General features: G+C 67.1%; 14 protein-coding genes. 3 read left to right on the forward strand and 11 right to left on the reverse strand.

Features of this window, described 5'->3' with window-relative positions; all coding sequences use genetic code 11:
• Window positions 1-3 precede the first annotated feature (3 nt).
• On the forward strand, window positions 4-912 hold the full coding sequence (locus tag EB230_RS13680; RefSeq protein WP_065005256.1) for a LysR family transcriptional regulator: 909 nt from the start codon (window positions 4-6) through the stop codon (window positions 910-912).
• Between the two features lie 83 nt (window positions 913-995).
• On the opposite strand, the gene EB230_RS13685 is transcribed toward EB230_RS13680, so the two are convergent.
• From EB230_RS13685 to EB230_RS13710, 6 genes are all read right to left on the reverse strand, one after another.
• Complete coding sequence (locus EB230_RS13685) at window positions 996-1,940, reverse strand: threonine/serine dehydratase (protein WP_065005257.1); 945 nt, start codon at window positions 1,938-1,940, stop codon at window positions 996-998.
• Window positions 1,937-2,953, reverse strand: a complete 1,017-nt coding sequence (locus EB230_RS13690; protein WP_065005258.1) for a succinylglutamate desuccinylase/aspartoacylase family protein — start codon at window positions 2,951-2,953, stop codon at window positions 1,937-1,939. The genes EB230_RS13685 and EB230_RS13690 overlap by 4 nt, the downstream gene beginning before the upstream one ends.
• Window positions 2,954-3,032: 79 nt before the next feature.
• Complete coding sequence (locus EB230_RS13695; protein WP_056570895.1) at window positions 3,033-3,821, reverse strand: transporter substrate-binding domain-containing protein; 789 nt, start codon at window positions 3,819-3,821, stop codon at window positions 3,033-3,035.
• 35 nt (window positions 3,822-3,856) lie between these two features.
• Window positions 3,857-4,588, reverse strand: a complete 732-nt coding sequence (locus EB230_RS13700; protein ID WP_056570897.1) for an amino acid ABC transporter ATP-binding protein — start codon at window positions 4,586-4,588, stop codon at window positions 3,857-3,859.
• Window positions 4,575-5,225: an amino acid ABC transporter permease gene (locus EB230_RS13705; protein ID WP_172372700.1), complete on the reverse strand. Its 651-nt coding sequence runs from the start codon at window positions 5,223-5,225 to the stop codon at window positions 4,575-4,577. Before EB230_RS13705 ends, EB230_RS13700 begins: the two co-directional genes overlap by 14 nt.
• Window positions 5,222-5,893: an amino acid ABC transporter permease gene (locus EB230_RS13710; protein WP_140774189.1), complete on the reverse strand. Its 672-nt coding sequence runs from the start codon at window positions 5,891-5,893 to the stop codon at window positions 5,222-5,224. Before EB230_RS13710 ends, EB230_RS13705 begins: the two co-directional genes overlap by 4 nt.
• Window positions 5,894-6,015: 122 nt before the next feature.
• On the opposite strand from EB230_RS13710, the gene EB230_RS13715 reads away from it, so the two are divergent.
• Entirely contained in the window at window positions 6,016-6,777 is a 762-nt protein-coding gene (locus EB230_RS13715; RefSeq protein WP_172372702.1) for an IclR family transcriptional regulator, read from the forward strand.
• Window positions 6,778-6,782: 5 nt separating this feature from the next.
• Here EB230_RS13715 and EB230_RS13720 read toward each other — a convergent pair whose 3' ends face one another.
• Together EB230_RS13720 and EB230_RS13725 are read right to left on the reverse strand one after the other, a co-directional pair.
• A complete protein-coding gene (locus tag EB230_RS13720) occupies window positions 6,783-7,940 on the reverse strand; it encodes a Xaa-Pro peptidase family protein (RefSeq protein WP_172372704.1) in 1,158 nt (385 codons plus the stop codon).
• Window positions 7,940-9,139 carry a RidA family protein gene (locus EB230_RS13725; RefSeq protein ID WP_172372706.1) on the reverse strand — a complete coding sequence of 400 codons (1,200 nt, stop codon included), beginning with the start codon at window positions 9,137-9,139 and terminating at the stop codon, window positions 7,940-7,942. The genes EB230_RS13720 and EB230_RS13725 overlap by 1 nt, the downstream gene beginning before the upstream one ends.
• Window positions 9,140-9,263: 124 nt before the next feature.
• Here EB230_RS13725 and EB230_RS13730 point away from each other — a divergent pair, with 124 nt between their 5' ends.
• A complete protein-coding gene (locus tag EB230_RS13730) occupies window positions 9,264-9,866 on the forward strand; it encodes a TetR/AcrR family transcriptional regulator (protein ID WP_171883294.1) in 603 nt (200 codons plus the stop codon).
• Window positions 9,867-9,902: 36 nt separating this feature from the next.
• Here EB230_RS13730 and EB230_RS13735 read toward each other — a convergent pair whose 3' ends face one another.
• The 3 genes from EB230_RS13735 to EB230_RS13745 are packed head-to-tail and all read right to left on the reverse strand — an operon-like array spanning window position 9,903 to window position 12,175.
• Window positions 9,903-10,736 (reverse strand): 3-methyl-2-oxobutanoate hydroxymethyltransferase, encoded by an 834-nt coding sequence (locus EB230_RS13735; RefSeq protein WP_172372708.1) that lies wholly within the window; start codon window positions 10,734-10,736, stop codon window positions 9,903-9,905.
• Window position 10,737: 1 nt separating this feature from the next.
• Window positions 10,738-11,199, reverse strand: a complete 462-nt coding sequence (rbsD, locus tag EB230_RS13740) for a D-ribose pyranase (protein WP_065005267.1) — start codon at window positions 11,197-11,199, stop codon at window positions 10,738-10,740.
• 16 nt (window positions 11,200-11,215) lie between these two features.
• On the reverse strand, window positions 11,216-12,175 hold the full coding sequence (locus tag EB230_RS13745) for a ribokinase (protein ID WP_065005268.1): 960 nt from the start codon (window positions 12,173-12,175) through the stop codon (window positions 11,216-11,218).
• Between the last annotated feature and the right edge of the window lie 6 nt (window positions 12,176-12,181).

Below are 12,181 nucleotides of genomic sequence, written 5' to 3' on the forward strand. Positions count from 1 at the left end.
CGCATGAATATCCATGATCTCGAAGCCTTTATCGCGGTGGTGGAGACCGGCTCGATCGTCGGCGCCTCGGCAAGGCTCAACCTCACCCAGCCGGGCGTCACGCGCCGCATCCAGAACCTCGAGGACGGGCTGGCGACGGCACTGCTCGACCGCCAGTCGAAGCCGCTGAAGCCGACCGCCTCGGGGCGCCAGGCCTATGAGCATGGAAGGCGCGTGCTGCGTTCGCTGGAGGATCTGAAGGCCGGCGTGTCGCCGCAAGGCGAATTGAACGGCGAGTTCCGGCTGGGGATCATGCCCTACCTGTCGGACGCGGCCCTCGCGCTGCCGCTCGACCGGCTCCGCGCGGCGTTTCCGGACCTCACCTTGCGCATCACGTCCGGCTGGTCGCCACGCCTGGTGGAGCAGGCGGTGCGCAGCGAACTCGACGCGGTCGCGGTCTGTCTTCCCGACGGCGTCAAGCCGCCGGACGAACTGGTCTGCGACGATCTCGGCCTGCAGTCGGTGCTGCTGGTCGCCGCACCTGGTCTCGGCGTGCCGAAGCCCGTTGATCTCGCCATGCTTTCGCGCTTTCCCTGGGTGATGAACGAGAATGGCTGCGGCTTCCGCGCCTTCATCCGCCACACGCTGGAGGCGGCGCGGCTGCCTTTCCAGGTCGGGGTCGAGGCGATGAGCGCGGACCTGCGCATGTCACTGGTGGCGCGCGGCCATGGCATCGGCCTCGTCACCCCGGCCGCTTTCGCCGACAGCCCGTGGCGCGACAAGGTCGAGATCATCGACTGCACCGATTTCAGGCCGCGGGTGCGTGCCTGGATGCTGCATCGCCCACCCGCCGGACGGCTGAGCCGGCCGATCACGCTGTTTCGCGACGCGTTGCTGGAGGGGCTGGAGGCGCCGGTGCCGGTGCTGTCGTAGTTTTGGCCGATCAACTGGCAGTCGGCAGGACGGAGCGGGCGCGAAGGACTGAAGCGTGTCCATTCTCGCATCGCCACTCGCCATCATCCCAGAATAGCATCCGGGCCGGCGCCGCAGACGATGGCGCAGACGCGCTCGCCTTGCTTTATCCGCACGCGGTCCTCGGCAAGCGCCGCGATGGCGGCGGCGCCGCTGAGGTCGGCGGCGAGGCCCATCTCGAACCACAGGCTTCTAGCCGCGCGCAGCATCTCGTCGTCGTCGACCAGCACGATCTCGTCGACCTTGTCGCGGACAATGTCGAAGATGCGGTCGTCGGTTTTGGCGCAGGCCATGGTCGCCACCGAGGTCGTCACTCTGTCCAGCGCGACATTGCTTCCGGCCTCGAGCGCGCGCAGCAGCACCGGCGAGCCAGTGGCCTCGATGCCGACGACGCGCACATGCGGCGCCAGCGCCTTGATCGCTGTCGCCACGCCGCTGACCAGACCGCCGCCGCCCATGGCGACAAGCACCGTGGTGACATCCGGCATCTGGTCGAGGATTTCGAGGCCGACCGTGCCTTGCCCGGCGACCACCGCCGGGTCGGCGAAGGGATGGAAATAGACGGCGCCGGTTTCGCGGACGAAGGCTTGCGCGGCCTCGTTGGACTCGTGCCAGGCCGAGCCGACGATGCGGGTGGCCGCGCCCCAGGCGCGCAGCTTCTCGATCTTGGCCGGCGAGGCGTTGGTCGGCAGGAAGATGGTTGCCGGCACACCGGCCATGAAGCCCGCGCGGGCGGTGGCTATGCCATGGTTGCCACCCGACGCGGTGACGATGCCATGCGCAAGCGCGGCGGGGTCGAGCGAGAGCAGCCTGTTGGTGGCGCCGCGCGCCTTGAACGATCCGGTGACCTGCAGCAGTTCGAGCTTCAGCGTCAGGTCGACGCCGCCGGCCAGCGGCGTCTTGAGGTTGCCGGCGGCGATCATCGGCGTGCGCCTGACATTGCCTTCGATGCGCGCGGCGGCAGTGCGGATGTCTTCCAGCGCGATCACGCCAGCTCTCCTTCATAGCGCGTGGCGACGGTGACGCAGCAATTGCCGACAACGACACGGCCGGGCTGGCGGCGGCCATAGACGATGCCGTCCGACAGGTAGCGCACGGTCTCGGGCGCGCGGCCGGGGTCGGCCAGATTGTGGATGCGGCCGGCGTCCTCGCCGGCATGCACCTCGGCGCCCAGCGCGTGGAACGGTTCGAACACGCCATTGGTGGTGGCCAGCACATAGCCGTCATGGCCGGGAATGCGCAGGATGTTTTCGGGCCTCGCGGCAGGCGGCCCACCTGTCGGCGGCAGCACGCCGAGGTGGCTCAGCACATTGCGCACGCCCTTGCGGCAGATGCCGAGCGCGTCGAGCGAGACCGTGCCGGCGCCGGCCATCTCGGTGCCGACGGTGGTCAGCCCGGCCCGCACCGATGTGGCCGTGGAGGTGCGCGGCTCGCCGAGATTGTCGATGACGACGGTGAGCGGAGCGTCGAAGGCGAGCACCGCTTCCATGTTGCGCTTGCGGTGGGCGGCGTCGGGCGCCGGCTCTATGATGGCGCTGGGCAGGATGTTGAGCGAGGAACCGCCGGAGTGAAGATCCACATAGGCATGTCCAAGCGGCATGACGACGTCGCTGACATAGGCCGAGATCTGCTGGGTGATGGTGCCGGTCGGATCGCCCGGGAACGTGCGGTTGAGGTTCAGCCCGTCGACGGGCGAGGTGCGGCGGCCGGCCAGCACGGCGGGCAGGTTGATCGCCGGCAGGAAGATGATGCGGCCACTGACCATGCCAGGGTCGAGATCGCGGATGAGTTCGCCGAGCGTGATCGGCCCCTCATACTCGTCGCCATGGTTGCCGGCCTGCAGGATGACGGTCGGCCCGTTGCCGTTCCGGATCACCGCGAGCGGAATGCGGGTCGCGCCCCAGGCATCGTCATGCGGCGAATGCGGAATGTCGACGAAGCCGATCTGCTTGCCGGAACGGTCGAAATCGATGGTGGTGCGGGCGGTGGACATGCGGGCCATGTTTCTCTTTGAAACTCTAGGGGATGGAGGTGGCGAGGGAGAGGCGGCGAGGGCGGGAAGGCCCCCGCCGCCGAAGACGTCAGATCGGCGGCAGGGTCGGCAGCGTGGTGCCGATCCACTTCTGCGACAGCGCCGAAAGCGAGCCGTCGAGCATGCCGAGATGGATGTAGGTGTCGAGCCAGCGCAGCAGCTCCGGGCTGCCCTGCTGGATGCCGATGTAGCAGGGCGAGAATTGCAGGATGAATTTGGGCTTCAGCTGCACCTTGGCGTCCTTGTCCATCAAATCCTTGGCCACGACATCGGCGGTGGCCAGCAGTTGCGCCTGACCGGAGGTGAAAGCGGCCGCGGCGGTGGCGTCGTCGTCGAAGCGCACGATCTTGGCGTTGGGCGCGGCCTTGGTCAGTTCGAGGTCCTGCGTCGTGCCGCGCGCCACCGCGATGGTCTCGTCCTTGAGTTCGGCCGGGCTCTTCACCGTGATGCTGTCGGGGCCGAAGACGCCGATCGAGAGCGCCGCATAGGGCGAGGTGAAGGCGATCTGCAGCGCGCGTTCCGGCGTCGCGCCCATGGCGGCGATGACGATGTCGAGGCGGTCGGTGACCAGGTAGGGCACGCGGTTGGCGCCGGTGATCTGCTGCAGCTCGAGCTTGACGCCCAGCGCCTCGGCGATCTTCCTGGCCATGTCGACATCGAGGCCGACCGGCTCGTTCTTGGCGTCGACCGAGCCGAAGGGCGGCACGTCGATCGGCACGCCGATGCGCACCGTGCCGGCGGACAGGATTTTCTGCAGGTCGGCCGCTCGCGCCGGCATCGCCGAGACGGCGCCGGCCAGGAGCACGGCTGTGACGATCCTGGTGAGATGCTTGAACATGGAACTTCCCCTTTTTCTGGTTGGACTTTCTTTACTTAGTGAAGGACGGCGCTCAGGAAGCTCCTGAGTTCGGCCGTACGAGGCTCGAGCAAGGTCTCACGCGCTGGCCCATCCTCGTGGATGCGGCCCTCGTGCATGAAGATCACGCGATCGGCGACGTTCTTGGCAAAGTTCATCTCATGGGTGACGAGCATCATGGTCATGCCTTCGCTGGCTACGCTTTCGAGCACGCGCAGCACTTCGCCGACCAGTTCGGGGTCGAGCGCGGAGGTGATCTCGTCGAACAGCATCAGGGTCGGCTGCATTGCCAGCGAGCGCGCGATGGCGACGCGCTGCTGCTGACCGCCGGACAATTCGTCGGGATAGGCAAGCAGCTTGTCGGCGAGGCCGACCTTGGCGACCACGGCGCGGGCGACTTCGCGGGCGGCCGGCGTGTCGAGCTTGCGCACCAGCTTCAGCGCCAGCGTGACATTGCGCTCGACATTGAGATGCGGGAACAGATTGTAGCTCTGGAACACCATGCCGGCGCGCTGGCGCAGCAGATTGAGGTCGGCCCTGGGCGCGGTGACGTCGATGCCGTCGACGACGATGCGGCCGGCCTGCACCTTCTCCAGCCCGTTGATGCAGCGAAGCATGGTCGACTTGCCCGAGCCCGAGCGGCCGATGACGGCGACTATCTCGCCTTTTTCCACGTTGAGCGAGATGCCCTTCAGCACCTCGACGGCGCCGAAGCGCTTGCGGATGTCGGCGATCTCAACGAGCGACATGAAGTCTCCTTTCCAGCATGCGGGCGAGCTGGGAGAGGGAAAAGCAGATGACGAAATAGATGGCGGCGGCGGTGAGGTAGACCGGCAGCGGGGCGAACGTCGCGCCGCTGATGATCTGGCTGGCGCGGGTCAGTTCGACGAAGCCGATCAGCGCGGTGAGCGAGGTGTTCTTCACCAGCTGGACGAGGAAGCCGACGGTCGGCGCGACGGAGATGCGGATCGCCTGCGGCAGCACGACATGGCCGAGGCGCTGCGCGTAGGTGAGGCCGAGCGCGGCGCCCGCCTCCCATTGCCGCTGCGACACCGATTGCAGGCTGCCGCGCCAGATCTCGCCGAAGAAGGCCGAAGCGTAGATCGACAGGGAAAGTGCCGCCGCCGTCCAGGCGTCGACCGAGAGGCCGACCAGCGGCAGGCCGAAGAAGAAGACGAAGAGCTGGCCGAGCAGCGGCGTGCCCTGGATCAGGTTGATCCAGGCGATGGCCAGCCAGTTGAGCGGCTTGAACGGGATGACGCGCAGGACGGCGACGACGATGCCGAGCAGCCCGCCGCCCACCGTGGCGGCAAGCGCCAGCAGCAGCGTCCAGCGCGCGGCCTCGACCAGGTAGACGATATCGGTGCCGCCAAATTCGCGGATCATCGGCGCGGCCTCCTGACGAAGACCATCCAGTAGACGCCGGCGAAGAAGGCCCGGAAGCCCAGCGTCAGCACGAGATAGGAAACGGTGATCAGCGTGTAGGTCTCGAAGGAGCGGTAGGTGCGCGAATCGATGAAGGCGGCCTGGTGGAACAGCTCGGTGGCGCCGATGGAGGAGACGACGCTGGTGGTCAGCATGATCAGCACGAACTGGCTGGCCAGCGCCGGGTAGATGGTCTTGACCGCCTGGAACAGCACGACATGGCGGAAGGTCTGGCCGGCGGTGAGGCCGAGCGAGCGGCCGGCCTCGACCTGGCTCTGGCGCACCGACTGGAAGCCGGCGCGCAGGATCTCCGCGCCATAGGCGCCCATGTTGATCGACAGCGCGATCAGCGCGGCGGTGTTGGCGCCAAGCTTGATGCCGATCGAAGGCAGGCCGAAGAAGACGATGAACAGCTGCACCAGCAGCGGCGTGTTGCGCAGCGCCTCGACATAGACGCGGGCGCAGGCGCGCAGCGGCATCAGCGGGCTGATCGAGGCCATGGCGACGATCAAGCCGATGGCAAGGCCGCAGAGCATGGTGACGACCGAGAACTGCAAGGTCAGCAGCACGCCTTGCACGATCTCGGGGATATAGCGCAGCAGGACATCAAATTTGAAATTATAGCTCATGGATGCAGAGCGTCCCCCTATGCAACTCCAGGCAGATCGCTATTTTCCGCTCGGATTTGCTGGACACCACGCTATCGTCGCTTCATATGTGACGTCAAGCGTCATCTATGAAGCGGATGCAAATGACGGACGACAAGCTCAATTACAGCGCGCTGGCCCTCGAAAAGGGGCTGGATATCCTCGAATTGCTGGCCAATGCCGGCCAGCCCATGGGCACGCGCCAGATCGCCGAGGAACTGGGGCGTTCGAAGAACGAGATCTTCCGCATGGTCCATGTGCTGCTTGCGCGCGGCTACATCCAGCGCGACGAGGGCGGCGAGGGGCTGATGCTGTCGAACAAGCTGTTCGGGCTTGGCATGCAGACGGCGCGCGCCCGCGACCTGGTCAGCACGGCGGCCCCCATCGTCGAGCGCTTCGCCGAGGAGGTGCACCAGGCGGCGCACCTGGTCGTCGCGCATCGCGGTGAAACCGTCATCATCGCGGCGGCATCGGGCGGGGCGGACATGAACTTCTCGCTCAAGCTCGGCTATCGCCGACCGCTGGCGGATGCCCATTCCGGCCTGGTGCTGATGGCGTTCCAGCCCAAGCCCGTGCGTGACCGGATGATCGCCGAATGCCTGATGCTGATGCGCGAGCCGCCGGATCCGACGACGCTCGCCGCCGAACTCGATGCGGTGCGCGAGCGCGGCGCCATCATCCATGAGAGCCGCGACATCATCGGCGTGACCGACGTCGTCTGCCCGATCATCGCCGGCGACGGGCGCGCCGTGGCCTGCGTGACGGTGGCGGCGGTCAGCCGGCGCAGCGCCGCGCCCAATTTCGAGGCCATGCTGGCGCGGCTGAAGCTCGCCTGCGCCGAGATCGCGCATGAGCTTGGAGGGTAGGGGGCTCAGCCCGCGACGATGATGTCGCGCGGCGTGCGCGACAGCACCTGCGCACCGGTCGCGGTGACAAGCACATTGTCGATGATGCGGGCGCCAAGGCCCTCGGCGCCGATATAGACCGGGGGCTCGATGGTGACCACCATGCCGGCCTTCAGAATATGCGGGCCGTCGCCGATCATGTGCAGCGGCTCGGCCCAGCTCGGCGGAAAGCCCGGCCCCAGCGCATAGCCGGACGTGTGGACGCGGCAGGCTTCGAGCCCGGCCTCGCCGATGACGGCGCGGGCCGCCTGGTGCGGCACGGTTGCCGGCACGCCGTCGCGAATGGCCGCGATCATGGCGTCGCCGGCGCGCAGCACGATGTCGTGCAGTTCGGCCATGCGCGGCGTCGGCTTGCCCAGCGCGAAATTGCGGCCGATGGTGGCTGTGTAGCGGTTGAAGGTGGCGCCGAATTCGATGTTGCCGAAATCGCCATGTTCAAGCCGGCGCGCGGTCGGCGCGCCGTGGCTGTAGGCGGAGCGCGGGCCGGAGACGAGGTTGATCGGGCTGGCGGCGATGCCGCTGCCGTTGCGCAGCAAGGTCTCGTGGATGCCGCCGGCCAGCGCCAGTTCCGACAGGCCCGCCGCGAGCTCGCCGGCAAAACGCTCCATGCCAAGGTCGGCAAGGGCCGCGGCGCGCCTGATATAACCGATCTCGGCCGGCGACTTCACCAGCTTCAGGCCGGCGATCAACTCGGTCGCCTCGGTGAGCAGTGCATCGCCGATGACGGCGCGAAGGCCGAGATAATGATGCGGGTGAAGATAGTAGGCCGGCACTTCGAGGCCGACGCGCCTGCCGAGCACGCCGTGGCGCCGCGCCATGCCGGCGAAGGCCGCGACCGGGTCCTCGTTCTCGCCGCCGCCATAGCCTTGTACCTCGTCGGCTAGGGCGTCCGTCTCGAATTCATGCACCTCGCCCTGTCGTGTCAGCACGACGAGCGGCTCGTCACGCGCGCCGACCAGCAGGCATTGGAATTCCTGGTAGCTCTTGGCGTCGCTGCCGGTCAGCCAATGGATGGAGGCGGGGTGGACGGCAACCAGCCAGTCGAGGTCGCGTGCGGCCATGGCGGCGCGCACGCGCGCCAGCCGGTCGGCGAATTCGGCGGCGGTGAAATCGTGTTTCGCCATCAGTCTCGCGTCACCGCCATCGCCTCGATCTCGATCAGCAGGTTCTCGAAGGCAAAGCCGGCGACGCGGATCGCGGTCACCGCCGGACCAGGCTCGGGGTAGAATTCGCGCTGCACGCGGGCAATCACCGCGCGCGTCGCCTCGATCCCGGCCCAGCTGCCTTCGGCATGATAGTAGATATAGAGCTTGGCGACGTCGCTTTCGTCGAGCCCGCCTTCGGCCAGCGTGCGGCGGATGAACTCGAAGACGTTGCGGGTCTGCGTCTCCATGTCGTCGCCGACGGCCTGCGCCTTGTCGTCGGCCGAGATCTGGCCGCCGATGAAGGCGAGCCCGCCGATCCTCCAGCCTTGCGTGAACTGGGTGTTGGGAATGCTCCAGTCCCAATGGTTGGCCGGCTGCAGTCGCTGCTTGTCGTCGCCGAGCATGCCGATGCCCTCGACCTGGATCAGTTCGTCGGGATCGCCCATGCCCTGGATGCGCAGTCCGGCACCGGCCGCCGAAGGCACCGACATGTAGCGGCGGCGCACATTGGTCATCTTCTCCCAGTAGTCGGTGACCTCGCGGCCCTCGCCGAAAAAGCGGAAATAGGTGTTCTGGCGCATCAGGCTGTGGCGATCGCCGCCGCCCGACCGCAGCATGGTATCGAGGTTGCGGAAGGCCTCCTCGGTCTGCACCTCGATGTCGCCGAGCCCAAGCACATTGCCTTCGGCATCGAGCGAGCGCTGGCCGCCGACAAACAGCATGTCGCCGACCTTCCAGCCATGGACGAAGGGCAGCTCTCTGCGCCAGCGCCAGTGACCCGGCGGGTCGAGCAGTTCGCGCTTGCCGCCGACCACCACCCAGGCGTCGACCATCAGCAGCGCGCCCTCGCGGTCGAGGCCGCAGCGGATTTCCGTGGTGGTCGGGCCGGGGGCGGCGAAACAGCCGGCGCGCACGGCATCGAGTTCGTCGAGGAAGGCGCCGACGGCATCGGCCTCGCAACTGAAATAGATGTTGTGCTTGACCACATCGGCCATGCCGGCGCCGGCCTGGGCGAGAAGGGCCGCCAGCCGGTCGAAAATGACGCGCGCCTGACCCGTTATGCCGGTTGCAACGATATTGCCGCTGGCGTCCGTCGCCATCAGCCCGCCGATGAAGACCAGATCACCGGCGCGGACGGCCTGCGGCGCCGATCCCTCGATATCGCTGAATGTCTGCATCCGCACCACGTATCCTCCCGCCGATTTTCTACTTACTTACCTGCAAGTCAGTGTTCCGTCAAATGCTGGGGATGCCGCAAAGCTTCGGCGTCCAAGGCCAACGCATTTGGCTATGATGGAAGGCATGGACGAGACCGACACCAGACAGGCGATCAAGGATACGGCGCTGGAGCTTCTGGTGCGCCATGGCTATCGCGGAACCAGCTTCGGGGATATTTCGGCGGCGCTCGGCACGACGCGCGCCAATATCCACTATCATTTCGGCAACAAACAGACGCTGGTCGACGAGGTGCTTGGCGACTACATGCAGGAGACGCTGAGCGGCTTGCGCGCGGTCTGGTCGGCGCAAGGATCCAGCCTCTCGGATCAGGTCGAGGCGATGATCGCCTACAGCCGCGCGCGTTTCAGCCATTTCAATCCGACCGGCACCGAAGGGCGCGGCTGGAGCCTGATCTCGCGGCTGCGCCAGGATGCAGATCTGCTGGGCGACCGCGGCCGGCAGATGCTCGGTCATTTCGGCGTCGAGCTCTCGGCGCTATTCGCGGAGGCGCTGTCGGCGGCGGATCGGCGCGGCGAGCTTGCGCCCAATGTGGTGCCGGCCGATGCCGCGCTGCTGTTCGCGGTGATAGCCGACAATGCCGCGCCGATCACGCTTGCCGAGGGCGGTTTCGAGCGGCTGGAGCGGACCTATCGCAGCTTGCGGCAGATGATCGAGAACCGGCCCTAAACGAATCAAGGTACGGCTCTATCCGCTTGTTTATCCCTAGCTAATCTCGCCAGCCTTGAGGCGGGTGCGAAATTCCTCGAGCTCGGCGTCGGCAATGCCGGCGATCTCGGCCTTAGCCGGGTAGCTGCCGGCGGCGACCTCCTTGCGAAAGCCTGACAGCGCCTCGACGCGGGCATCGCGGACGGCCTTGTGGAGGGCGGCCAGATTGCCCCAGGCGCGGGCGTGGCGGGGCAGGCGGGCGCTTTCGCCTGATATGTCCGAGGTGAACAGGAACACCACATCGGCTGATGGACCGGATCCCAGCGAGACCGTGACCAGCCCGGTGCAGCGGTTGATCTCGGCCATGACCTCGGCTGGAATGATCTCGCATTCGACGGCGAAGGCGCCGGCATCTTCCAGCCGGCGGAAGCGGTCCCACAATTCGAGCGCCTCGGTGGCGGTCTTGCCGACGGCGCGGATGCCGCCGACCCAGGTCGATTTGCGCGGCACGAAGCCGAGATGGCCCATCACCGGGATCTGCTCGTTGGCGAGCATGCGCACGGTCTCGTGGCCGCGTCCGGTGATGACGGCGTCGGCGCCGGTCGTGATCGCGCTGAAAGCAGTGCGCAGGATCTCGTCCGATGTCACCGCGTCGGCGAAGCCGAGGGCGGCGGTGACGAAGACACGGCGTGAGCCTTCACGCACGCGCGCCACATTGGCGGCGCGGCAGACGACCATCTCGATGCCGGCGGCCTCCGCCGCCGCGGCCTCGTCCGCCGTCTCGGCCGTCACCTGCGCGACGTGCCGGCCGCTGCCCTTCAGCGCCCGCAGGCTGGCGACGGTTGCTGAGCGCTCGACCTCGCGGCCGCCGAAGTCGAAGATGCGGGGCATGTCAGCCCTTCAGCTTCTTCGCGTAGTAGTCGGGCGCGACAACGCCGGGCTTGGAGAACCAGGCCGGCACGTCGACGCCGGAATAGATGAGGATGTTGCCCCAGGGGTCGAAGGCGCCGGTGCGCACGATGACCTTGGCCTTTCTGGCCATCTCGCCGAGGATGGTCTCGTGCGTGGTCGTCTCGAAATCGGCGTCGGGAAACAGGCGCTTGAGCTTCGCCAGCAGCGGCGCGTTGTGCACCGGCAGCGTGTCGGCATAGCCGACGCGCTCGGCGATCAGGTTCGCCGCGATCGGGCCGAGCACCGTTTCCAGGTCCGGCACGTCGGGCGAGATGGCGAGGTCGATGCGCCAGGCGCTCGACGGGATCGGAAAGCCCGCGTCGCAGACGATCATCAGATCGCCATGGCCCATCGAGGCGATGGCATGCGACAGTTCGGCGTTGAGCAGGCGGTTCCGGTTCATCTCTTTTCCTTCCGTGTTATTTCTGGGGCCATGTCGTCTTGAGGGCTTCGGCGAACAGCGCGTCGGCCTGACCACGTTCGGGCAGGCCGGGGATGACGCCGAGCCTTGTGCAGGCTATGCCGCCGCAGACGACGCCGAAACGCACGGCGTCGACAATGTCGCGGCCCTCGGCCAGCGCCACGGCGAAGCCGGAGTTGAACGCGTCGCCGGCGCCGGTGGTGTCGACCACCTCGACCGGCACGGCCGGCACCATGATGTCGAGTTCGTCGGTGAGGATGAGCGCGCCGCTGCGGCCAAGCGTCACCACGACGTTGCGCACGCCACGGCGTCGCAGTTCGCCGGCCAGTTCGCGTGACGAGCGCGGATCGTCGGCGGGCAGGCCAAGCAGGATGCGCAATTCGCTTTCGTTGGGCGTGAGATAATCGACATTGGCGAAGATCGCGTCGGGAAGCTGGCGCGCGGGCGCTGGATTGAGGATGGTGCGGGCGCCGTGCCTGCGGCCAAGCTCCATGGCGCGGGCGGCGGCCGGTATCGGCACTTCGAGCACGGTCATCACCACATCGCTCTGCGCAATGCGCTGTTCGGCGGTGTCGACGACCGCCGCGTCCATCAGCTCGTTGGCGCCCATGTCGAGGATGATGAAATTCTCGCCCTTGTCGTTGAGGATGATGAAGCCGACGCCGGTGGCGCGTTCCGTCCGTGTCGTCACAAAGCTCGCATCGACGCCCTCGGCGGCATAGAGGTCGGTGGCGATGCCGGCCAGCTTGTCGGTGCCGATGATGGCGACCAGCGAGGAGGCGGCGCCGAGCCTGGATGTCGCCACCGCCTGGTTCGAGCCCTTGCCGCCGGCGCCCATGTCGAAATCGGTGCCAAGCATCGTTTCGCCGAAGATCGGCAGTTTCGGCGCCCGCATGGTCAGGCCGACAGCGAAGCTGCCGACGATGGTGATCCTTGGTGCGGTCTGGGGTTTGCTCATCAATCG

This window comes from Mesorhizobium sp. NZP2234 (genome assembly GCF_013170765.1).
Taxonomy (GTDB): Bacteria; Pseudomonadota; Alphaproteobacteria; order Rhizobiales; family Rhizobiaceae; genus Mesorhizobium; species Mesorhizobium loti_D.